23 protein-coding genes are annotated in these 23,315 nt (G+C 51.5%); 18 read left to right on the top strand and 5 right to left on the bottom strand.

The genetic code is table 11. From position 1 onward, the window contains the following. The first annotated feature begins 19 nt into the window (after positions 1 to 19). Together WC593_10950 and WC593_10945 are read left to right on the top strand one after the other, a co-directional pair. Positions 20 to 535 (top strand): DUF6125 family protein, encoded by a 516-nt coding sequence (locus WC593_10950; protein MFA4825661.1) that lies wholly within the window; start codon positions 20 to 22, stop codon positions 533 to 535. Positions 536 to 644: 109 nt separating this feature from the next. After that, complete coding sequence (locus WC593_10945; protein ID MFA4825660.1) at positions 645 to 869, top strand: type II toxin-antitoxin system HicB family antitoxin; 225 nt, start codon at positions 645 to 647, stop codon at positions 867 to 869. Between the two features lie 93 nt (positions 870 to 962). Here WC593_10945 and WC593_10940 read toward each other — a convergent pair whose 3' ends face one another. Further along, positions 963 to 1,403 carry a C-GCAxxG-C-C family protein gene (locus tag WC593_10940; protein MFA4825659.1) on the bottom strand — a complete coding sequence of 147 codons (441 nt, stop codon included), beginning with the start codon at positions 1,401 to 1,403 and terminating at the stop codon, positions 963 to 965. A gap of 141 nt (positions 1,404 to 1,544) precedes the next feature. On the opposite strand from WC593_10940, the gene WC593_10935 reads away from it, so the two are divergent. The 10 genes from WC593_10935 to WC593_10890 all read left to right on the top strand — a co-directional run bounded on the left by WC593_10935 (position 1,545) and on the right by WC593_10890 (position 15,418). Further along, positions 1,545 to 2,726, top strand: coding sequence for a PLP-dependent aminotransferase family protein (locus tag WC593_10935; protein ID MFA4825658.1), 1,182 nt, complete (start codon positions 1,545 to 1,547; stop codon positions 2,724 to 2,726). Positions 2,727 to 2,839: 113 nt separating this feature from the next. Next, a complete protein-coding gene (locus tag WC593_10930) occupies positions 2,840 to 4,459 on the top strand; it encodes a PEGA domain-containing protein (protein MFA4825657.1) in 1,620 nt (539 codons plus the stop codon). Between the two features lies 1 nt (position 4,460). Beyond that, on the top strand, positions 4,461 to 5,138 hold the full coding sequence (locus WC593_10925; protein ID MFA4825656.1) for a hypothetical protein: 678 nt from the start codon (positions 4,461 to 4,463) through the stop codon (positions 5,136 to 5,138). A gap of 69 nt (positions 5,139 to 5,207) precedes the next feature. Then, on the top strand, positions 5,208 to 5,840 hold the full coding sequence (locus tag WC593_10920) for a peptidylprolyl isomerase (protein MFA4825655.1): 633 nt from the start codon (positions 5,208 to 5,210) through the stop codon (positions 5,838 to 5,840). A gap of 81 nt (positions 5,841 to 5,921) precedes the next feature. Then, a complete protein-coding gene (locus tag WC593_10915) occupies positions 5,922 to 6,389 on the top strand; it encodes a peptidylprolyl isomerase (protein ID MFA4825654.1) in 468 nt (155 codons plus the stop codon). Between the two features lie 1,033 nt (positions 6,390 to 7,422). Beyond that, entirely contained in the window at positions 7,423 to 9,726 is a 2,304-nt protein-coding gene (locus WC593_10910) for a DEAD/DEAH box helicase family protein (GenBank protein ID MFA4825653.1), read from the top strand. A gap of 31 nt (positions 9,727 to 9,757) precedes the next feature. Next, positions 9,758 to 11,203, top strand: a complete 1,446-nt coding sequence (locus WC593_10905; GenBank protein ID MFA4825652.1) for a class I SAM-dependent DNA methyltransferase — start codon at positions 9,758 to 9,760, stop codon at positions 11,201 to 11,203. A gap of 17 nt (positions 11,204 to 11,220) precedes the next feature. Continuing rightward, positions 11,221 to 12,891: an RNA-binding domain-containing protein gene (locus WC593_10900; protein ID MFA4825651.1), complete on the top strand. Its 1,671-nt coding sequence runs from the start codon at positions 11,221 to 11,223 to the stop codon at positions 12,889 to 12,891. A 218-nt stretch (positions 12,892 to 13,109) separates the two neighbouring features. Continuing rightward, positions 13,110 to 14,690, top strand: a complete 1,581-nt coding sequence (locus WC593_10895; protein ID MFA4825650.1) for a restriction endonuclease subunit S — start codon at positions 13,110 to 13,112, stop codon at positions 14,688 to 14,690. Further along, positions 14,687 to 15,418: a hypothetical protein gene (locus WC593_10890; GenBank protein MFA4825649.1), complete on the top strand. Its 732-nt coding sequence runs from the start codon at positions 14,687 to 14,689 to the stop codon at positions 15,416 to 15,418. Before WC593_10895 ends, WC593_10890 begins: the two co-directional genes overlap by 4 nt. Before the next feature lie 155 nt (positions 15,419 to 15,573). Here the strand turns inward: WC593_10890 and WC593_10885 are convergent, their stop codons facing one another. Next, the gene (locus tag WC593_10885) at positions 15,574 to 16,716 is read right to left on the bottom strand and encodes a Fic family protein (protein ID MFA4825648.1); all 1,143 of its coding nucleotides are present in this window, start codon (positions 16,714 to 16,716) and stop codon (positions 15,574 to 15,576) included. Between the two features lie 596 nt (positions 16,717 to 17,312). Between WC593_10885 and WC593_10880 the strand changes: the two genes are divergently transcribed. From WC593_10880 to WC593_10855, 6 genes are all read left to right on the top strand, one after another. Further along, positions 17,313 to 17,534, top strand: coding sequence for a hypothetical protein (locus WC593_10880; protein MFA4825647.1), 222 nt, complete (start codon positions 17,313 to 17,315; stop codon positions 17,532 to 17,534). Between the two features lie 191 nt (positions 17,535 to 17,725). Continuing rightward, positions 17,726 to 17,863, top strand: coding sequence for a hypothetical protein (locus tag WC593_10875; protein ID MFA4825646.1), 138 nt, complete (start codon positions 17,726 to 17,728; stop codon positions 17,861 to 17,863). Next, positions 17,860 to 18,324 (top strand): hypothetical protein, encoded by a 465-nt coding sequence (locus WC593_10870; protein ID MFA4825645.1) that lies wholly within the window; start codon positions 17,860 to 17,862, stop codon positions 18,322 to 18,324. Before WC593_10875 ends, WC593_10870 begins: the two co-directional genes overlap by 4 nt. Before the next feature lie 140 nt (positions 18,325 to 18,464). Continuing rightward, entirely contained in the window at positions 18,465 to 18,602 is a 138-nt protein-coding gene (locus WC593_10865; protein MFA4825644.1) for a hypothetical protein, read from the top strand. Positions 18,603 to 18,608: 6 nt separating this feature from the next. Then, positions 18,609 to 19,112: a hypothetical protein gene (locus WC593_10860; protein ID MFA4825643.1), complete on the top strand. Its 504-nt coding sequence runs from the start codon at positions 18,609 to 18,611 to the stop codon at positions 19,110 to 19,112. A gap of 5 nt (positions 19,113 to 19,117) precedes the next feature. Next, entirely contained in the window at positions 19,118 to 19,252 is a 135-nt protein-coding gene (locus tag WC593_10855) for a hypothetical protein (protein ID MFA4825642.1), read from the top strand. 700 nt (positions 19,253 to 19,952) lie between these two features. Here the strand turns inward: WC593_10855 and WC593_10850 are convergent. From WC593_10850 to WC593_10840, 3 genes are read right to left on the bottom strand one after another with little or no spacing between them, the layout of a single operon-like run. Beyond that, on the bottom strand, positions 19,953 to 22,148 hold the full coding sequence (locus tag WC593_10850; protein MFA4825641.1) for an elongation factor EF-2: 2,196 nt from the start codon (positions 22,146 to 22,148) through the stop codon (positions 19,953 to 19,955). Between the two features lie 24 nt (positions 22,149 to 22,172). After that, a complete protein-coding gene (locus WC593_10845; protein MFA4825640.1) occupies positions 22,173 to 22,763 on the bottom strand; it encodes a 30S ribosomal protein S7 in 591 nt (196 codons plus the stop codon). 5 nt (positions 22,764 to 22,768) lie between these two features. Further along, the gene (locus WC593_10840; GenBank protein ID MFA4825639.1) at positions 22,769 to 23,197 is read right to left on the bottom strand and encodes a 30S ribosomal protein S12; all 429 of its coding nucleotides are present in this window, start codon (positions 23,195 to 23,197) and stop codon (positions 22,769 to 22,771) included. Positions 23,198 to 23,315 lie beyond the last annotated feature (118 nt).

Raw genomic sequence — 23,315 nt, 5'->3', positions numbered from 1 at the left:
CCATCGCGAATCTCATGCTATGACCCGTGCAGAAGAGCACCTGCTAACAAGAGAACTTGCGGATGCAGCGAAGAACTGGCTGGCAATCGACGGGCTCTGGTTCCAGGCAGTAGAGCAGGAATACGGGATGGAGACTGCGCTTGAGATGGACCGCCGTGTCTGGGAGCAGTTTTCAGTTATTGAAGCGCGGAGGATTCTTACACGGCTGGATCTTCCCCGGGGGGGCGGACTGGATGCTCTTGAAACTGCATTGAAGAACCGGCTGTTTCATCTCATCAACGAACAGCAGATCGTGCGTCCCGATAACAATACTCTCATCCTCACGATGAGGACCTGCCGGGTGCATGCAGCCCGCGAGCGTAAGAAGATGCCACGCTTCCCGTGCAAATCCATAGGGCTTGTGGATTTTCCCCTCTTTGCCCGGGAGATCGATATGCGGATCGCAACCGAGTGCATTTCGTGTCCTCCGGAATCGCTGCCCGGTATCCCGTACTGCTCGTGGAAATTTACTCTTTTAAGCAGTAGCACCACATGAATGAACGGGGCACGGGATCATGCTGAACCGCTTTTTTTGGCAATCCCAGGGAGATAATGCTGAATCCGACCAAAAACTATGTGAAGAAATATCTCTTTTTAGTATGATCATGCACTACACCATCATCCTCGATGCTCAGGCAGATGGCGGATATACCGCCCGGTGCGTTGAGTTATCGAAGGCTCTTGGACGGGGCAGCACACAGGGTGAAGCACTCGCCAGTATTCGTGCATCCATCGAACGGGTGCATGATGCCCGCTGTGAAGTCCTGCACAAGACCATGGGTGCAGTCAACTCAGAGATCATCAGGATCGAAGTAGCTGACACTGCGTAAGTTCTTCCGGAAGTCCGGGGACTTAAACAAATTCTCTCTTTTTTTCTGGGTGCACATTCAGAAGTTACTGAAGGAATTGTTCCTCAAATAAGATCAGAGAACCGTCTCCAGGATCTCTCCGGCATCCCGTACGAACCCTGCACATTTCGTATGAAACAGTTTTTTCTCCCGTGCAAGGGCAAGAGCGTTGGGATCAGAAAGGTTGTGCCCGATCAAATCCGTGCAGTTCAGTGAGTGATTCCTCCGCAGGAATTCCTTCATAAAAGCGTTAGCCACGGTGTAGGTTTTCTCTTTTGCTGCCAGATCGTCAAGCCGGGTACGCCCGTACTTCATACCGATCACCATGAGGGCACCTGTTACCGCCCCGCAGGTATTGCCCGAATGTGCCATTCCGCCGCCGAGAGCACAGGAGAGTTTGAGGGCAGTTTCGCGATCGATACCGAAATCTTCTGCAAATGCAAGGCAGACTGCCTGCGAACAGGAAAAACCATTCGTGAACATGGCTGCTGCATCATCCGCACGGGTCTGGGTCATAGGGTACCGTTTGGGTGAGGCAGAAAAAAGAAGTTTGTGAGTAATCCGGACAGGAGCGAGTACTTAGCGCTTGATCGGATACACGGGTTTTTTCGTGGTGAATCACCAATCAGGTACCTGATCAACCAGCGGGAACAATTCATGTCATTTCACTTCGCAGACAGGATCAAACGGGCACCGGTGTCATTTCTTTCCGAACTCTTCTCCGTTTCGAACAACCCATCCATCATCTCGTTCGCGGGCGGACTTCCCTCCTCTGCACTGATCGATACCGAAGGGATTGCACAGGCAACACGACAGGTGATGGAAGAGGATGCCCATATCGCGCTCCAGTACACAACCACTGACGGATACCTGCCGCTGCGGGAGTACATCGCTGAACGCTATCGCACCCGGCTGGGACTGCCGGCAACCGCAGCAGAGATCCAGATCGTCAACGGCTCACAGCAGTGCCTGGATCTCTTTGCCAAAATTTTTCTCAATACCGGCGATCATGTCGGCATGGAACGGCCCGGGTATCTCGGTGCCATCGAGGCCTTTTCACTCTATGAACCGGTCATCGATACCGTTCCGCTGGAAGACGATGGCCCGGATCTCGCATCATTCGAACGATTCGTTAAAACGACCAACGCGAAGTTCTTCTACGGCATTCCCAACTCCCAGAACCCGTCGGGCAGGACATACTCACAGGAGAAACGCCGGGCGATCGCCGATATACTCCAGACGAGTGACACCGTCTTTTATGAAGACGATGCATTCGGCGAACTCTTCTTTGACACAAAACCCCGGATGCCGGTAACAAAGTACCTGCCTGACCAGAGCGTCATCTCTGGCTCATTCTCCAAGATCATCGCACCAGGCATGCGGATAGGCTGGATCTATGCGCCCCGGACAATTCTCACTCCGTTCAATGTCGTCAAGCAGGCGGCAGACCTGCATTCCAATTTCCTCTGCCAGAAGATCCTGCACCGGTACCTGACCACGCACAATCTCGATGACCATATCCGTCACATTACCCGCGTGTACGGCAGGAAGTGCAGGTTGATGTGCGATCTGCTCGATGACCAGTTGCCCCAGCTCTCCCACACAACTCCTGAAGGGGGAATGTTCCTTATGGCAACCCTCCCATCCGGCATCTCTTCCCGCAGGGTCTTTGACGAGGGGGTTTTACAAAAAGTTGCCGTGCTTCCGGGCATGCCGTTTTATGTGGACGGGGGTGGTGGGGATACCATACGGCTGAACTTCTCGAACCCTGACGAAGAGATGATAAAAATCGGGATCTCGCGATTATCCAATGTGATAAAGGAACTTAGCTCCCTGTAAATTTTAATAAAAAATCTGATTTGCCGTCAATCTCTAAAAAAACGTATGCTATAAATAGCGCGCTCTCCTGAAATTAGAGTACAGGAAGAGATACAGTGAAAAGACGATTTTTCATGATAACCATAATTCTGATGCTGTGTGCAGTCTGTACCATTCCAGTATCAGCGAGTATTGGTGTCGGTGATGTCACCCCCCCGGTAACCGAGACGACAACGATACCAACAACCGAACCGACACCCGTCCCGACGACAGAACCAACCCCCGTTCCCACAACAATCCCTACGACTGTTCCGACAACAGCGCCAACCAAGGAACCCACAACAGCACCAACTACAATGCCAACTGTTGTCACAGAGCGCACGACCGAACCAACCATCACGATTCCGACGGTTGTCACCCCCCCCACCACTGAACCCACACGCATACCGACCACAGAAATTACCATCACGATTGAACCCACGGAAGTTGGCGGAGGTAAAGGATGGATTGACACCTATGGCAATGTTGACGGCGCCACGGTCTATTTCGATGGTGCCCCCCAGGGCAATATTGCCGGGGGAATACTCTCGGTAGCGGTATCACCAACCGGTACTCCGGTCAGGACGGTTTCCGTATCAAAATCCGGCTACACCACATGGTCAGGTCCGCTCTCTGGTATGCCATCGAGTGGTCAGCATGTCCAGGTTTACGCCACGATAAATCCAATCGTCACCCCGACGACCGTGCCCCCGGTCCAGAACGGGGCGATCTATGCCCAGTCAAATCCTGCAGGTGCTGCGATCTATATGAACGGGAATTATTACGGGTATTCTCCGATCACGATCCCAAACCTGCCACCGGGATCTTACTCCATGAAGGCGACCCTGAACGGGTACACCCCGAATACCCAGACGATCAACGTATATGCAGGGCAGACCGCAGCGTATTATCCCACGCTCCAGCAGTCTCCACAACCACCCCGTAACACAGGAACGGTATATGTTAAATCAAGCCCCAGCGGGGCACAGGTGTATGTTGACGGCACCTACAATGGTGTAACCCCGATAACACTCACACTCTATCCCGGCAACCACAACATCGTACTCAAACAACCCGGTTACAATGACTGGAGTACGAGCGTATATGTCACTGCAGGCAGCTCACAGACGATTGGTCCCAGCCTGACCCCGGCAATCTTCGGATCAATATCCATTGGGTCCGCACCGGCCGGTGCCAGTGTGTTTTTGGACAGTGCCTATCAGGGTATCACCAACCCGTCAGGGGGTCTCACACTCAACAACATACCCTCGGGAAGCCATATCGTCAAACTCACTGCATCAGGATACAATGACTGGATCGAGACGGTGTATGTCAAACCCAATGCCAACACATACGTGCCCGTGGTCATGACCCGTATCGGACCGAGTCCCACGCCCGTGCCGGCAGCCGGTGCAATCAACATAGTCTCAACACCATCAGGCGCAGAGATCCTGATTGATAACATATTCAGGGGATATACCCCGGCAACCATCACCGAGATCGATCCGGGCCAGCACCAGATTCTGCTGAAGTATACCGGGTATACCGATTACTCAGGTACGGTAACGGTCGTCTCGGGACAGACAACCCCGCTCGCAATCGGGATGACACCCGCACCAACCCCCACACCGCAGAGCGCATCCTCACCAGTTATCCTGATTGGAGGAATGGTAACCATCCTGGGAATTGTGATAGGGTTAAGGAGGCGAAGCTGAAATGACCGGTACCTGTTCAAAATCAACACTACTTTGGATAAGCACTATCGTCGTGATTATCATCATCGGGAGCCTGACGGCTCTTGCATACACAAGTTCGACTGCCGCAATCAAGGACTCGGTCCGCAACGGACTTGAATCAACGGCAGGAGTAATGGCAACCCAGATCAATGGAAGTGATGTTGTCCTGCTCAAAGCCGGCGATGAAGGATCGCCGAAATACCTGGCAGTGGTAAAGGAACTGCGCACGCTCCGCAGTATGGACGATCACATTCTCAACGCGTATATCTTAAAAGTGAACCCGGATCGATCCATTACCTTCCTTGTAGATGACCTGTATCCCGATGACCCGCAGGGTTCTGCAAAGATCGGCGAACTGTCAACGTCTCCTGATACGATGGAGATCTTTGAAGCACTATCCCGCCCGACTTCATCCAAAGAACCGTATACTACCAAATATGGATCGTTCATGTCGGCGTATGCACCGATCGATGATTCCCTGAGTAACTCGAACGGTAACACACACGCAGTGCTCGCCATTGATATGTCAGCTACCGACTACACGAATTACATGGGGGGGAAAGGATACCTGATCCTTGTCACCGGTATCATCTCGATGATCCTGGCGGTTGGTGCAATCTTCTGGTTCGGCCGCAGGGACGAGAAGAAAGGTGAGTGAAAAACACCCATAAAGCGGGGCTGATGTCCCGCAACTTCTTTTTTCTTATCGTTCCAACCATTCTCTACTATGTCATTACCAGTGCGCACCGTACTGCTGGCATGTGTACTCGTTGTGGCACTTCTTCTCGCTGCAGGGTGTACCCAGCAATCGGTATCATCGGCCAGAACCAAAACGGAAACAGGGACCATCCAGGTAACTCCCGGGGTAACAACGGCTGCGACCGGGATCTCCACGGAGGCGTGGAAACGGGCCCGTCTTTCAACTAACATGGGAGACATTGTCATCGCGCTCGATCCCAGTATGCCCATCACCACGGGTAATTTCGAGACACTCGTGAACGAGGGATATTACAACAACGTGATCTTCCACCGTGTCATACCCGGGTTCATGATCCAGGGTGGCGACCCGACCGGCACCGGCCGCGGTGGCCCGGGTTACACAATCAAGGATGAGTTCGGACCCACCAACAGGAACAACCGCGGCACCATCTCGATGGCAAATGCCGGCCCCAACACCGGCGGGTCTCAGTTCTTCATCAACCTGGTCAACAACAATTACCTGGATACCAGGCACCCGGTCTTTGGAAAAGTGGTAGAAGGCATGGACGTGGTCGATAAGATCGCAAAAGTACCGACTTCCGGTGGACAGGAAAACCGCCCGCTCCAGAACGTGACAATCCTTAAAGCGGTCATGATCTAATCTCCTTTTTTCCCTTGCTTTAAGATGGCAGGCATTCACAACACAGAAGAATCAACAGACCCAATACTCCTACAGCATATCATGACAGAACCAGCAGGAAATATCGTGCGGCTCGAGACAAACATGGGTAACATCACCATCGCGCTCGATCCCGCTATGCCCGTCACTGCGGGCAACTTTGAAACGCTCGTGAAAAAAGGCTTCTATGATGGCATCATCTTCCACCGGGTTATCGACGGGTTCATGCTGCAGGCCGGCTGCCCGCAGGGGACCGGCATGGGCGGACCCGGGTACGCGATCAAGGACGAGTTCGGACCAGCCAACCGGAACAACCGTGGCACCATCTCGATGGCGAATGCCGGCCCCAACACTGGCGGATCACAGTTCTTCATCAACCTTGTCAACAACAACTTCCTTGACGACAAACACCCGGTCTTTGGGAAAGTTGTGGAAGGTATGGATGTTGTCGACAAGATCGGCAAGACAAAGACCCTGCGCGGGGATCGCCCGGCCAAGGATGTAACGATTATCCGTGCCGTAATGGTCTGAAAATCTTTTTTTACCATTACAGGGCGAAGGTTTTGCTTCGCAACAATGTGTGCGGGTTTTCGGATTTTGAGATTATCTTATTCTGGTTCTGCTGGCGTTTGGCCGGGGGCATGTTCGGCCGGCGGTGCAATCGCTGACAAAACGGATCTATTCCATTGGGATTGTGGTGCATAATCGCTCCGGACAGCACCAGCGAGCTCCGGGATCTGGTGCACCGGTATTTTCCTGCGGAGCCGGCTTTTTCGGATTTTTCTGGCCGGCAGATCTCTTTTTCAATCAGGGTTTGATTAAAAAATAAAAATCAAAGTCTGGTTTTATTTTTTTAATCAAGGTTCGATTTTATTTTTTTAAGCAGAGGCTGGTTGAAAAAATAAAATCAAAGTCTGGTTACAATTTTTCAAGTAAGGTTCGATTGAAAATTTTTAGGCAGAGTCCGGTTGAAAAAATAAATTCAAAGTCTGGTTAACATTTTTCAATCAAGGTCTGGTTGATCCGGAAATGATTTTCAATCGCGATCGCGTACCCGATTGAACATTTTTGAGCAGAGTCTGATTGATCCTGCTGAGTGGCCGGAGGTACGGTTTGGGTGAGATACCGGTGCGGGTTCACGTCGGAGGTGTTGACCGGATTTTCTCCCTTTCGGTTTAAAGAATCAGGAACGGATCGCGTTTTTACATTTTCAAGCAGAGTCTGGTTGATCGGTGAACGGATTTTAAGCAGGGGCTGATAGGTTGATTGAAAATTTTTGAGCATGGTCTGATTTATTTTTTTTAGGCAAGGTGTGGTTGAAAATTACAATTCAAAGTGTGATTGAAAATTTTTGAGCAAAGTCTGATTATTTTTTTTCAATCAAAGTCTGGTTAAAAAAATAAAATCAAAGTCTGGTTGAAATTTTTTGGGCAAGGTCTGGTTGAAAAATAAAATTCAAAGTGTGATTGAAAATTGTTCCGTAGATCTTATTGCGGGTGTTGCAGATGTTGATATTTATATAGAAAGATATTAGCGGATTGTCAAAGATAGAGAGAATCACTGAATGGACACATCGGACAAGAAGAAGTTAAGCGAGCGGGACATCTGCACCAAATTCATCACACCCGCATTAACCCTCTCGGGCTGGGACCAGCATCACCACATACGGGAAGAGGTCAATGTCACGGATGGCCGGGTTCTTGTAAACGGTAACTCCGTGAGCCGGGCCAAGCCGCGACGGGCTGACTATATCCTTTATTACAAACCCAATCTTCCGATTGCTGTGATCGAGGCAAAGGACAATAATCACATCGTAGGCGCCGGGATGCAGCAGGCCCTTGCCTATGCAGAGATGATGGATATCCCGTTTGTGTTCAGTTCCAATGGTGACGGGTTTTTGCTGCACGACCGTTCCGGCAATTATGAACCCATGGAGCATGAGCTCACTCTTACGGAGTTTCCCCGACCTACGGACCTCTGGACCCGGTACCGGAAATGGAAAGGTCTGGATGAGAGAAAAGAGCAGATCATTACGCAGGGCTACTATATCGACGATGTACGGAAGATGCCCCGCTATTACCAGGTGAACGCGATCAACCGGACGATCGAGGCAATCGCGAACGGTCAGAACCGGGTCCTGCTGGTCATGGCGACCGGCACCGGCAAGACCTATACGGCATTCCAGATCATCTGGCGGCTCTGGAAGTCCGGGACCAAGAAGCGTATCCTGTTTTTAGCGGACCGGAATATCCTTGTCGACCAGACAAAGACGAACGATTTCAAGCCATTTGGGTCCGCGATGACGAAGATCACGAACCGGCAGGTGGACAAGAGTTACGAGATCTATCTCTCGCTTTACCAGGCAGTGTCCGGCAATGAGGAGGAGCGCAATATCTACAAGCAGTTCTCTCCCGACTTTTTCGATCTGATCATCGTTGACGAATGCCACCGGGGGAGTGCGGCGGACGATGCGATGTGGCGGGAGATCCTTGATTACTTCAAGACCGCGACTCATATCGGTCTTACAGCGACTCCGAAGGAGACGAAGTACGTCTCCAGTGTCCATTACTTCGGAAAGCCGGTGTACGAGTATTCGCTGAAGCAGGGGATCGAGGACGGGTTCCTTGCCCCGTACCGGGTGTACCGGATCGATCTGGACAAGGATTTACAGGGCTGGCGACCAACCCGGGGACAGAAGGACAAATACGGTGTTGAGATAGAGGACCGGATCTTCAACCAGAAGGACTTCGACCGGAGCCTTGTCTTAGAGCACCGGACGGAACTCGTGGCCCGGAAGATCTCGGATTTCTTAAAGAACACCGGCAGGTACGACAAGACGATCGTCTTCTGCGAGAATATCGATCATGCCGAGCGGATGCGGAGTTGTCTCGTGAACGAGAACGCCGATCTGGTGAAGGAGAATGGCCGGTACATTGTCCGTATCACGGGTGACAGCCCCGACGGGAAGGCAGAACTGGACAATTTCATCATGCCGGACTCGAAGTACCCGGTGATTGCGACGACTTCGAAACTGATGGGAACCGGCGTCGATGCCCAGACCTGCAAGCTGATCGTGATCGATAAAAGGATCGAGTCGATGTCCGAGTTCAAGCAGATCATCGGCCGCGGGACCCGGATCAACGAGGACTACAACAAGTTCTTCTTTACGATCATGGACTTCCGGAAGGTGAGCGAGCTCTTCGCCGACCCGGACTTTGACGGCGAACCGCTGGACGGGAGCCTGTACGACCCGACCGATCCGATTGCTCCTCCTTTGCCCAAACCTCCGGGAGACGGGACGAGGCGGTACGTGGTGAACGATGTGCCGGTTTCCGTTGTTGCCGAGCGGGTCCAGTATATGGCTGCGGACGGGAAGCTGATCACCGAGTCGCTGGAAGACTACACGAAGAAGAACGTGACCCGGCAGTATGCTACGCTCAGTGCGTTCATGAACTCGTGGACGAAGGCGGAGCAGAAGACGGTGATCCTGGAGGAACTGGAGGAGCAGGGCGTACTCTTCGAGGCGCTCCAGGAGCAGGTGGGGAAGGATTATGATCCCTTTGACCTGATCTGCCATGTGGTCTTTGGCCAGCCTCCGATGTCCCGGAGGGAGCGGGCGGCAAAGGTCCGGAAGGCGAATTACTTCACGAAGTATGGCGAGCAGGCCCGGAAGGTACTCGATGCCCTCCTGTCGAAATATTCCGATGGCGGGATCACCGATATCGAGAGCATGGAAGTGCTGCGGGTGGACCCGTTCACCACGTTCGGCACACCACTGGAAATTGTGAACACTATTTTTGGCGGGAGCGCCAACTATATGTCAGCAATACGTCGGCTTGAGCAGTGTCTCTACACCGCTGAGTGCTGAACGGCACGAATAAGGAGAATCCGGTTTTTTTATGGCAGTCGGTACTACGATCAAGACGATCCAGGATATCATGCGGAAGGATGCGGGTGTAGATGGCGATGCCCAGCGGATCAGCCAACTCGGCTGGATGCTCTTCCTGAAGATCTTCGATGACAAGGAGAAGGAGTACGAACTGTTCAAGAAGGGGTACCGGTCACCGATGCCGGAACGGCTCCGGTGGCGGAACTGGGCAGCAGACCCCGAGGGGATCACGGGGGACGTGCTCCTGAAGTTCATCGATGCCGACCTGTTCCCGAAACTGAAGGAACTGCCTGCGGAGGCCGGACTAAACGGCTCCGGGATCCTCGTCCGCAAGGTCTTCGAGGATTCGTACAACTACATGAAGAACGGGACGCTGGTCCGGCAGGTAGCGAACAAGATCAATGATATTGATTTCAACAAGACCGAGGACCGGCACCTGTTCGGGGAGATCTACGAGAAGATCTTAAAAGACCTCCAGAGTGCGGGCAATGCCGGGGAGTATTACACGCCCCGGGCCGTGACGCAGTTCATGGTGGATATGGTGGACCCGAAACTCGGCGAGTCGATCCTGGACCCGGCCTGCGGTACCGGCGGGTTCCTTGCCTGTGCGATCGAGAATATGCGCATGTCCGTGAAGACAATCGAAGACGAGGCACTGCTCCAGAGCTCGATCCACGGGGTCGAGAAGAAGCCGATGCCCCACCTGCTCTGCGTGACGAACATGATGCTGCACGGCATCGATGTCCCGATCCAGATCCGTCACGACAACACGCTCGCCCGCCCGCTGAAGGATTACTCGGCCCGGGACCGGGTGGATGTGATCGTCACGAACCCCCCGTTCGGCGGCATGGAGGAGGACGGGATCGAGACGAACTTCCCCTCCATGTACCAGACCCGGGAGACCGCCGATCTCTTCCTCGTCCTGATCATGCACCTCCTCAAGAATGGCGGCAGGGCAGCGATCGTGCTGCCGGACGGCACGCTCTTTGGCGAGGGCGTGAAGAGCCGGATCAAGGAGAGACTCCTGACGGAATGCAACCTTCATACGATTGTCCGGCTCCCGAACGGCGTTTTTGCCCCGTACACCGGCATCAAGACGAACCTTCTCTTCTTTGAGAAAGGCAAACCGACCAAAGAGATCTGGTACTACGAGCACACCTATCCCGAGGGCTACAAATCGTATAACAAGACAAAGCCCATCCGGATCGAGGAGTTCGTACCCGAGGTGGAGTGGTGGACGAACCGCACCGAGACCGATCATGCGTGGCGGGTGCCGGTCGAGCAGGTGATCGCAAACGGGTTCAACCTTGATATCAAGAACCCGAACGTGGTGCCGGACGAACTGGGCGATCCGGTGGAACTGCTCCGCGAGTACGAGCGGATCCGGGCAGAGGCGGCGGAGACGCGAGAGGCGCTGAAGCGTGAACTGATGGCATCACTTGGGGGAAAGAAATAATCCGGTGAGGACTTGGAATGTCTGAAGATTTGCTTGCGGTTTTACATAACCTGATAACGCTCCGTACTGAAACGGAATGGATTGAGTTCAAGGAGGAAGGTGTAGATTTCGAACTTATCGGGCGCTATGTATCCGCTCTCAGCAATGAAGCAAATCTGAATGAAAAACCCGAAGGGTGGCTCATATTTGGCGTGACGGACAAGTATCCCAGAAAAATCATTGGCTCAAAATTTCATGAGACTCCCCCCGGCCTTGACAAACTGAAACAGAAAATCTCTCAGCAAACAAATCACGGATTGACGTTTTCCTCAATTCACGAACTCAGGACTCCTGAGGGAAGGGTTGTGATGTTCAGGATTCCTCCGGCTACAAGGGGTGTTCCCACTGAATGGAAGGGCCGCGTCTATGGCCGGGTCCACGATTCCCTTGAACCGCTCACTCTTAATGAGATCCAACGAATCCGGGATCAGGGTGCAACACTCGATTGGTCTGCACGCGTTTGTGAAAAAGCTACGATTGCCGATCTCGATCCGGCAGCTATCGCATTCGCCCGACAGGAATACAAGAAAAAGAATTCCCACCTTGCCATAGATGTGGATGTCTGGACGGATAGTGAATTTCTGAATCGGGCCGGCTTGTGCACTGATGGAAAGATCACCAACACTGCGATCCTGCTGCTGGGAAATAGTACCTCCCTGCACCATCTGTCGCCAGCAATCGGTCAGATAACATGGGTGTTAAAGGATGCATCGGGCGTGGAAAGAGACTACGCTCATTTCGGACTCCCCCTTATTCTTGCCATTGGCAAGGTTTTTGAAAAGATCCGGAACCTTACCGTGCGTCATATGACGGATGAGACACTCTTCCCGCTAGAACTTTCCCAGTATGACTCATGGGTGATGCGTGAAATTCTCCATAACTGCATTGCCCATCAGGATTACCTTCAGGGAGCCCGGATTTCAATTGTTGAAAACGATGATTCCCTCCTGTTTACCAACCGGGGGGAGTTCATCCCCGGTTCCGTAGATTCCCTTATCATCAGTGATTCGCCTCCGGATCATTACCGCAACCCGTTCCTCGCACAAGCCATGGTCAACCTTAACCTGATTGATACGATAGGAAGCGGGATCCGGCGCATGTTCCGGGTCCAGAGGGAGCGAAACTTCCCGCTGCCAGATTATGATTTATCACAGGCAGGGAAAGTATCCGTGAGAATAACCGGGAAAATTATCGACCCAAAATATACCCGCATGCTTGTCCGGCATAAGGATCTGGATATCCTAGATGTGATAGCACTCGATAAAGTCCAGAAAGGATATTCTCTTTCTGATACTGAATTCAAATCTCTCAAATCAAAGAAGTTGATAGAGGGAAGGCGCCCGAACCTCTACCTCTCTGAAAAGGTTGCTGCGGAGACAGATACCCGGGCGGATTATATCAGGAAACGGCCATTTGACCGGGGTCATTTCAAAGATATGATCGTCGCTTATCTTAAAACATATCGTGAAGCAAACCGGAACACGTTTGAAGATCTGCTGATCGATAAGGTTTCTGATGCACTGAATGAGACCCAGAAACGCCAGTACATCAAGGATCTGCTTCAGGAAATGCGTAAAGATGGAACACTGAAAACCGTCGGGAAAACACGGGGTGCACGGTGGGTCCTCACATCAGAGCACCAATCATGATTCCAAAGGGGTCCCCTCCGGTATCCATTTTTCAAGAGCGTTATTGGAGATCTATTGGAGAGTTATTGGAGAAATTTAATCCCATTAAATGCCCTGAAATCGGAAACAGGGCATTCATACATTGCATACTTTGCATACAATGCATACAAGGATTGGAGAATGTTGGAGAATTTTTTGGACGTTAGACAATGAACAATCCAACACCCGCGAACCCGGCAATGACCGACACCCTCCTCTTCGAGCACTTCGCCACGCTCGCCACTGCACCGGATGGCATCGCCCGGTTGCGGGAACTGATCTTGCAGTTCGCGGTGCGGGGGAAACTCGGGACGCAGGATGCGGGAGATGAGCCGGCAGGTAAACTTTCATGTAAAATTCTTGAAGAAAAAAAACGGCTGATAAAGAAAGGAGAAATTTCAAAATCCCGTGCACTCCCTAAAATTGAATCTGAAGAGATCCCATTTCAAGTTCCTAAAAACTGGATTTGGTTACGACTTGAGGACATCGGGTATAATTGTGGGCAAAAAGTACCGGATAAAATTTTTACTTATATCGATGTAACCGCAATAAACAAAGAAAAAGGGCTGATTGGTGATGATGTAAATGTACTTCAACCAAACGAGGCTCCATCGCGAGCACGGAAACTTGTCAAAAATGGAACCGTGATCTATTCCACGGTTCGCCCGTATCTTTTAAATATTGCAATCGTCGATAAAGACTTCAATCCGGAACCAATTGTCAGTACAGCATTTGCTGTAGTACATCCTTTTGAGGGAATCTCGAACAGATATCTCTTCTATTACCTTCGGAGTAAACCGTTCGTTGAATATGTGGAATCACAGATGACCGGAATGGCATATCCTGCTATCAATGATCAAAAATTCCATGTGGGGTTAATCCCAGTACCTCCGACTGCCGAACAGCACCGCATTGTCGCGAAAGTCGACCGGCTCATGGCGCTCTGCGATGAACTCGAAGCCCGACAGCAGCAGGAACGGGCGGGCTGCCTCAAACTTGGCACCGCGAGCCTTGCGAGTTTGCAGAACGCGGAGAGCCCGGTGGCGTTCGAGCGGCAGTGGGCGCAAGTGTTTACCGCTTTTACTTTAATCTGTGATTGTCCAGAGAATATCGAGATTCTCCGACAAACAATCCTGAATTTGGCAGTACAGGGGCGGTTGACTGAAGGATGGCATGAGACCGGAATTCTGAAAAGATGGAAATCAGTGACTCTTAATCAAGTTACAAGATGTCGTCTCGGAAAGATGCTTGATAAGGCAAAAAATCAAGGAATGTTAACACCCTATCTTAGAAATACAAATGTCCGTTGGTTTGGATTTGATTTATCCGATATTAAAAACATCAAAGCCACTGATAATGAAAGAGAAGAGTTGTCTCTTCAACACGGCGATGTTTTAATTTGTGAGGGGGGCGAGCCCGGACGATGTGCAATTTGGAAGGGGCCGGAAAAAAAATACATTTTTCAAAAGGCTCTCCATCGAGTACGTGTTGGAGATCAGCTCCTTCCTGAATGGTTGTGTTTCTGTTTGAAAGACGCAATGAATTCTGGTCGCTTATCGGAACAATTCACTGGATCTACAATAAAGCATCTTACGGGAGTCTCTCTAAAGCAATTTTTATTCCCACTCCCCCCGCTCGCGGAACAGCACCGCATTGTAGCGAAGGTTGATGCGCTGATGGCGTTGTGCGATGCCCTTGAATTGCGCTTGAAAGAGAGGGCGACGATCCAAAGTAAATTTGCGGATGCAGTTGTAAAGAGCATAGGGTTGGGAGTAATATGAGAGAATATCGTGATGGGGAACTAATCAACAAATTGATTGAAACCTTAAAACAGCAGGGGGTCTCCGAAGATTCGATAGCGCTTGAATGGCCAATTGATAACAAACATCGTGTCGACTTGGCAATTATTGATGATATTCTTAACAAACCAATTGCACTTTTTGAAGTTAAAGGAAGAAAAGACAAAAGATCAGTTGATTCAGCCGAACAACAAGTACGAAATTATGCCTCTATCCTTAATGAACAAAATATTCCATTATTTATCGTATTTCCAGACCCATCGAATGATAGTCATTTGGAGATATCTCAGGTAAAACAAGAACCTGCAAACAATGTCAAATTAACTGAAAAAATCGGGATAAAAAATTCTGTTGAGTTAAAAGGTGAATGTAGGACCAGCACCTCTGTAACTGCAAAGTTAGAAAGCGAAAAAACGTTTTCGGATCAAATTCCTAACATTTCCGTTTTGGCGAATAGTGCCCGTCAAAAAACCCTTTTCGATTTATTAAAGAAAAAAGAAAATGCCATTGAAAATTTTCAATTTGTATGTTGGGGGATGGGAGGTTTCGGTATCCTCGTTTTACTCCTTAATTTTGCAAATATTCTCGTATTAACTCCGGAAAGGATTGCCCTATTTGGTGTGGTTTTCGGATTGTTTTTATTACCATTTGCAAGTAAAATTAAGATATTCGGTTTTGAATTTGAGAGAATAAAAAATGCGGAGAAGTAGCCCTCATTTCAACACCGCATTGTTGCGAAGGTTGATGCGCTGATGGCGTTGTGCGATGCCCTTGAATTGCGCCTGAAAGAGAGGGCGGGCGTTCAGGGGCGGCTGGCGGGGGCGGTGGTCAACCAGGTGGCGGGAGGAAAAATATGAGGGGATAATTACACTCGTGTCCCTTTTTCTATAATTTTAATAAAATCGACAAATGCAAACATCTGGTAGCGCTCTTTTCCGGTGATTTCAAGCAGGATTCCTAAGCCTACCATTTTGTTGACCAGTTTATTTGCAGCAACCGGGCTGATCTCCAGTTTATCCGCAACTTCCCGTATTGATACGGTTGGATTGTCGAATAAGAGATCGAGTAATCGGATCGCATTCGTTCCTCCCACCTTGTTTTCGATCAGTTTTTTAATCGAACTATCCTTCAACGCGATAATCTCCCGTGCCGATTGGATCGCATTCTCGGATACCTCGATAACACCCTTTAAGAAAAATTTCAGCCAGGCTTCCCAGTCATCATGGAACCGGATCCTGTTGAGGTGTTCAGCATATTCCGGTTTGTATTTCTTCAGATAGAAACTCAGATAAAGCAGGGGCCTTGACAGCGATTTCGTCCAGTAGAGATAGTACGTGATGAGAAGCCGGCCCATTCTCCCGTTACCGTCAAGATAGGGGTGGATCGTTTCAAACTGTGCGTGAATCAGTGCAATTTTGATGAGTACCGGCAGTTTGTCTTTTTCCTGGATGAATTTTTCAAGCTCCAGCATAAGCGGTTCAATTTTTGCCGGTGGCGGGGGGATAAATGATGCCTGAAAGATCGTCCCTCCCGGGGTTCCCAGGAAATTCTGTTTGTCTTTATATCTGCCGGGATTTTTATCCGAACCTCTTGTGCCGGTAATGAGCGTCTTATGGGACTCGTTGATTAACGCAAGGTCCAGGTCACCCTTCTGGAGTTGCTCAACGCCATAATTCATGGCCCGTATGTAATTGATGACTTCCCTGATATCGCGGATATCCTCCTTTGGCTTGAGGTTTGCTTCGAACTCCAGCACACCCTGAAGGGAGACCTGCGTTCCTTCAATCTGGGCGGAGAGCAGTGCTTCCTTCTTCACGTACATTGCAACAAAGATATCGGGATTCGGGAGAACCTCGGTTACCCCGTCAAGGCGGGCCAAGGCTGCGTCTGCCTTCGAGAGGAGAAAATGCAGCTCATCATCGTATTCAATCTCCGGCGGTAACGGATTGGGGATGAATGCATCAAACCCTCGATCCTGTCGGACAAGTTCCCCGGCTTTTCTTCCCATAATTCACCACAACTCCTGCAACTATATTCTGGGTTCATCTACAATAAATCCACGGCTCTAAGTAAACGGGAGTTTACGCATTAGGCACAAAACCGTGTATGTATACATTGTATATACTTAGAACGGGTTTGGTTGTGTAAGTAAACGGGGAAACAATCCGGGGTCTTAATCGTTGATTCCCATTAAACCGAATCGTAATGCCGGACAGGTCTCTCATTTTCCTTCAGCGATCCTGATCACCCCTTCTCCCGAATCCTACTCGGCCCTGGCATGCCACTTAGTATAGTGCAAAAACGCCCGCTTCTGGCCCCTATACTATACAGTACATAGAGAGAGGATCCAGCCAATCTGCAAACAAGATCATGCCCGGTTAATTTGCCGCCCCTCCCACTCCCCTACCGAATCCGGCCCCGCAAAACCCTCCGTTACAAATCCCGCAGCCGCGCTTCCACCTCCCGATTAAGCTAACCCAGAGGTTATGCCAATCCAAACCCAATCCAAGCCCTGATTCCCGCATACGCACCATATTAACTGCGAAAAAACCCGAACCAAAGCGAGAGTTTATAACCCGACCGGTTAACATTCGGATCAATACAATGATCAGCAGATACGTCGGACGAACAATGAAGTGGCTCAAAGCAAAATTCGCGGGAATAGCCCGCGTGTTCGAGCCTGAAATCTTATCAGCAGTTCGCCGTGCAAAACCGGTCCTTGTAGCAGCCGATGGAAATGTTCTGGACATGGGGAAGCGGTACAGGTTAACGAGCGGCCACGCCCCACTCTTCTCGCTCTTCACCTTCTTTAAAAATCGTCAGTAGACGTCGGTCCGGTGTTCCGGGTTCTTAATCGTGGTCGTAATCCTGTAGGTTACCTGCCGATTCGAAAAAAGCAGCAAATTTCAGGATAATAGCCCCGGCTCTCCCCGGACCGGCGTCTTTGGATAGAGATCGTTTGAGCACCAGCGCCCGAAGGAATCGTTGTCGAACAAAAACCCAGCAGAAGTGAAAAAATGAACGGATTACCCGCAGTATACGGAACAGAAAAGAACCAGGAACAGCAGGAGAACACTATGAACAATGGCAGGCAGATCGCAACCGGCAGGAGCGTATCCGGCATTGGTGCAATGACAGGAGAGTGGGAGGAATGACCGGCCAGCACCACGCAAACCGGGTAGTGGATGAAGCAGTCCTCATCGCGCTTGCACACCAGAAACGCGTATTCAAGATCACCGGGACCGGCAGCCCGGTTGATATCATCGCCGGCGATAACGTGGGACCGACCACCATCATCGCGATCCGGTCGAAGGTTCCCATCAATAATGCCCACGCGGTCATGGAAGCATACGCTGACCGGATTGCCGCGCTCACGGAGACCGGCATCGGGACGCCCTGCAACCGCGAGCTCTGGATCACCTCCCGGCCGCACGGCTGGGTCTGGTACGAGGTTGTCCGGGGCAACCTCGCCCGCATGGATGCCCCCTTCAGCCCGCAGATCCGGTACAGCTGGAACGGCTCAATCCTCCCGCGAAGAGCCGATCATCCGATCCGCATGACAGCAGCCCCGGAACCGGAGGCCGGGGCTGCAAACGCGCCGGTTCGTACCCCCTGAAATGGGAGTATACTCTCGAAAAACCCATATTGGTATGTCAAACGGGCGCCCCGCAAGACACCAGAGTACAGAAGTCCGAACAAACACCGGGAACGCGATGAGAACCATCGTGGGTCCCGCCAAATCCAGGAGAGACCAGTATGGCACGGACCGCTCAGAGCCCTCGTCTGCTCGCACCACGGATCCAGAGGATCCAGGTCGCGAAACGCGGAGGTCGGCTCGCCACAACGGCCCGGCCAGGGAGGAACCAGGACAAGGAAAAAACTAGAAAGGAGTGATAGATTATGGCAGACTTTAGCATCAGCAGCACAACCAAGAGCGCGGTTCGGAAGATCGTCGAACCGATAGCCGATGTGACGGCCTTTGACAACATTGTCCAGGGCGTCATCACGAACAACCCCTTCCAGTGCGTTTCCTACAACGCATCGGGAGTGAGCCACGCACCCGTAGAGAAGAGCAAGCAGGGTTACACCGCACGGATCGTATACCAGGACGCAGAGGCCAACACCATCGCGGTCATTACCATCCGGGCCTCCACCATCGCGGCCTTCACGAGCGCCGCAAACCAGATCAAGGACGATGTCCAGTTGAAGACAACCTTCGGGGGAACAAACTTCCGGGACTCCGACAACGAGAAGTACGCAACAACCCTGCGGTGCCACGATGCAAACGGCGAGATCTACTCCGTCAACTTCAGCCGCGACCAGGTGACCCTTACGTCATTCACGGACGAAGCCATCCGGAGCAGGGTCGAGACCTGGGCAGACACCGTACCGGCACTGGAGTGATGATGATGGACAACGAACTCATCATCATGGGGGCGTTCCTCGGGACGGGTCTGCTCGCCTACGTGATCATCCCCGGTATGCTGGTAGTGTGGGACCGGGTACTGGACCACATGGAATCGGGCGGAAACAACCCAAAGTAATACGCTAAAAACAAACGGGACCGGAGAATTTCCCCGGTCCTAACTTTTTTTTTGGTTGACCTGAGTTATCCGACTCTTGAGAACTCCTTTCTCTATTCGTCGGGTTATTTTCTTCAGCAGCAGCGAGTGTGACCCCCTCTCTCCCCCAGAGGGGGAAGCACCCCAAGGGGAGCACCCCTTGACCCCCCTTCATGGTATCGGGTTTGCATCAACCGCGTGGAGCGTTATCGCTACATGGGGGATGCCCACGCGGCGGGGGTGGAGGCGCGAAGCGCCGGAACCCCCAAAAGCGTCAAATCTCCTTAAAATCCCAGAGTCAAAAAATTGTAATCGGGAACCCTTCAAAGATTTTCGATCAAAGTCCGGTTAACATTTTTTAATCGGGGTTCGATCGAAAATTTTTAAGCAGAGTCCGGAAATTTTTTTTCAAGCAAAGTCCGGCTCAAAATTAAAAATCAGACATTGATTGAAATTTTTCAAGCAAGGTCTGGTTCAAAAATAAAAATCAAAGTTCGATGAAAAATTTTCACTCAAGGTTTGCTCAAACTATTCCGGGCAGGGTCTGGTTGATATTTTTTAAGCGGGATCTGCTGCGAAAAATTCTCATAAATACAGCATACAGTATGGTGCATGTGAGGGTTGAAGTGGTGCAGTGTATGAAAAAAAGAAAAAATAAGGGACTGGGTAATTGGGTAAAAGATTATACAGAGAGGTAATCGCTCGGCGTAGGCATCTGCTCTTTTAAGCCCTTGCGCTTGCGGATTGCCACAACGACTTCCTTGACCATGTTGTTGGGCACGAGTTCAAATCCGATAAACTCCGTGTTCCACATGGCACGACCTTCGGTTGCAGACCGGATATCACCGGCAAACCCGAAGAGCTCAGCGACCGGAGCCTTACCGGCAACGGTTATCGTGTCGCCTTCGCTGGTCATATCGAAGACCTGGCCGCGACGTCCCTGGATCTGGGAGGTTGCCGCACCCATCTGGTCCATCGGAACCGTGATCTGGATCTTCTGGACGGGTTCAAGAAGCGAGTCGCCGGCAAGCAGCAGGCCGCCCTTGATTGCGCCACGGACTGCAGGGATGACCTGTGCCGGACCACGGTGAATTGCATCCTCGTGGAGCTTGACATCGGTAAGAACCATCTTCAGGTTCTGGACAGGCTCGTCAGCAAGAGGACCACCGGCAAGTGCCTCGTGGATACCTTCGATGACCAGTTCCATGGTCTCGTTGAGGTACTGGATACCTTTGGTGCTGTCGATGAGCATGTTCGTACCCTTGATCATCTTGACACTCTTTGCCTCGTCCTTTTCCATGCCGGCCTTGATGAGCACGTCACGGCGCTCCAGCATCTGCTGGTTCATGGAGACTTCGCCGGTCTTGATCAGGTTGACGATCTCATCGGGGAGGGGAGAGAGGGTAAAGTAGAAGCGGTTGTGCCTGTTGGGGGACTTGCCTTCAACATTTTCAACTGTGCCGGTAACGGTTTCACGATAAACCACGATCGGCGGGGAAGTAATAATTTCCACACCCTTGTCGCGCTTGATACGGCCCGTGATGATCTCAAGGTGGAGTTCTCCCATGCCGGCAATCAGGTGCTCGCCGGTCTCTTCGTTGATGGAGATGGCAAGAGTGGGGTCTTCCTTCGCTACCTGCCGGAGCACTTCGACAAGCTTGGGCAGATCCTTCATGTTCTTTGCCTCGACGGCAACAGTCATGACGGGTTCGCTGTAGTGCTTGAGGGATTCAAATGGCGTAACTTCCATGAGGGAGCTGACCGTAGATCCGACAATTGCATCCTTGAGACCAGTGACTGCGGCGATGTTCCCGGCAACGATCTCCTCGACTTCGACACGCTTGGGACCCATGAAGATACCGACCTGCTGGAGACGGTTTTCCTTCAATGCCGAACCCATCACATAGAGTGAATCGCCGCGCTTGAGGCTGCCGGAAAAGAGGCGACCGGTGGCGACTTCGCCGGCGTGGGGATCAAAGGAGATATCAGTGACCATCATCGCGACGGCACCTTTGGGATCGCAGCTGATCATCGACTTTCCTTCCTTGGACTCCTTGTCGCCGTGCCAGATGATCGGGATACGGCGCTTCTGTGCTTCAAGGGGGTTTGGCAGCTGATGAACCACGATATCCAGAAGAACATCTGAGAGCGGACTGTTCTTTGCCAGGTATTTCATGTCGCCTGCACGGCACTTATCGAAAACAATTTTAAAAGAGATTCCGCTCTTCTTCATGAAGGGTACCGAAACTGCCCAGTTATAGAGCGCAGACCCAAAGGCTACCGTACCTGCACCAGCGTCAAGTTTCCAGCCGCTGTTGTAGGCTTCCTCGTTCATACCCTTGATGAGCTTGTTGACCTTATCGATAACCTTGCCGAGACGGATCTGCATCTCCATCTCATCGACTTTCAGCTCGTTGACGAGCCGGTCGACCTTGTTGATGAAGAGAACGGGACGGACTCCCTCCTTGAGGGCCTGCCGGAGCACGGTCTCGGTCTGGGGCATGGTGCCCTCGACTGCGTCCACGAGGACAACCGCACCGTCGACCGCACGCATCGCACGGGTGACGTCGCCACCGAAGTCAACGTGACCGGGCGTATCGATCATGTTGATCAGGTAATCCTGACCTTCGTACTCATGCACCATTGAGACGTTGGATGCGTCAATAGTGATACCACGGGCCTGCTCTTCCGGATCTGAGTCCATGAAGAGCTGCTTTCCTGCAAGCTCCTCAGAGATGATGCCTGCACCTGAAAGCAGGTTGTCAGAAAGAGTCGTCTTGCCGTGGTCAATGTGTGCCACAATACCGATGTTCCGAATGTGCTTCGGTTCCTTCATGAGCTCAGTTACGCGCTCGACTGATTTTTTGCCGCGGACCATGAAAATTACCTCAAAAAAAGATGTTTAACGGGCGGATTTTGCAATGCGCTCGCGTTCTTCCTTTTTCCCTACCGAGAAACACTTCATGTCGCCCTTTGAGGCGGCGATGAGTTCATCGGCAAGGACTGCACTTGCACTCTTCTTGCTCGTGCTGGATCCCTTCAGGGTTGCTTCTGCAAGGAAACCAATGGCAGTATCGACACGGCGCATGGGGGCAGTGTCAACCGACTTCGGAACATTGATACCACCGTATTTCAGGCGGACGGTCTCTTCCCGGGGACCGGCGTTGGCGATTGCCTCAACCAGAACTTCGATGGGGTTGCGCTTGGTCTTCTTGTTGATGATCTCAAATGCATCCCGCACGATCCGGATTGCCAGCTGCTTCTTTCCGGTATTATTCTCGGTCTGCATGAGGCGGTTGATAAGCCGCTCGACAATCATCATGTTGCTCTTGCCAAATTCCTGGCGTGAGAACTTGCCGCAGGAGTGGGGGATGATCTGGGCGGTGAGAGTCACATAGCGTATAAGACTGGGATCGATAACCTTGACTTCGCCAATGTCCCATTTGTTGAACAGCAGTTTCTGTCCTGCGCTCTTTGCTTCGGTTTCTGTCATCTCAATCACCTGCGCGGTTTCTCTTTCCTGCCAATGACCATTTCATGGAGGCAGACATTATTCACTTTGGTAACCACGTACCGGACGCCGGGGATATCTCCCATGGAACGACCGAGACGACCGCCAATGCCTTCGATCTCGACTTCGTCGTGTTCATCGATGAAGTTGATCGCTCCGTCGCCCACCGCAAACGCGGTGACCTGGCGTCCGTTCTTGATCAGCTGCACGCGCACGCACTTCCGGATAGCTGAGTTGGGCTGCTTTGCCTCAACACCGACTTTCTCCAGCACGATACCTCTCGCCTGTGGAGCACCCTCACACGGGTCTGACTTCACATCGAGATTGAGCTCACGGCGGGCGTAGTTCTTGTCTGCCCACCGGAACTTATTTGAGTCCCGAACCATCTTTCTGGCTGCAAATTTACCCTGTCCCATTAAATAACCTCATTTTAGTTGTTTTTGTGGTTATCGATAACCCACACTGAGATATATACAATCGCGGGGGTCCGATTTATAAATTGTGGCACTCCACCTGCCTGTCTTATACTATTAT

The sequence above is a fragment of the Methanoregula sp. genome (assembly GCA_041645435.1).
In the GTDB taxonomy this organism is placed as follows: domain Archaea; phylum Halobacteriota; class Methanomicrobia; order Methanomicrobiales; family Methanospirillaceae; genus Methanoregula.
The sequence above is the reverse complement of the archived record's forward strand: the minus strand, read 5'-3'. Positions and strand labels throughout refer to the sequence as shown.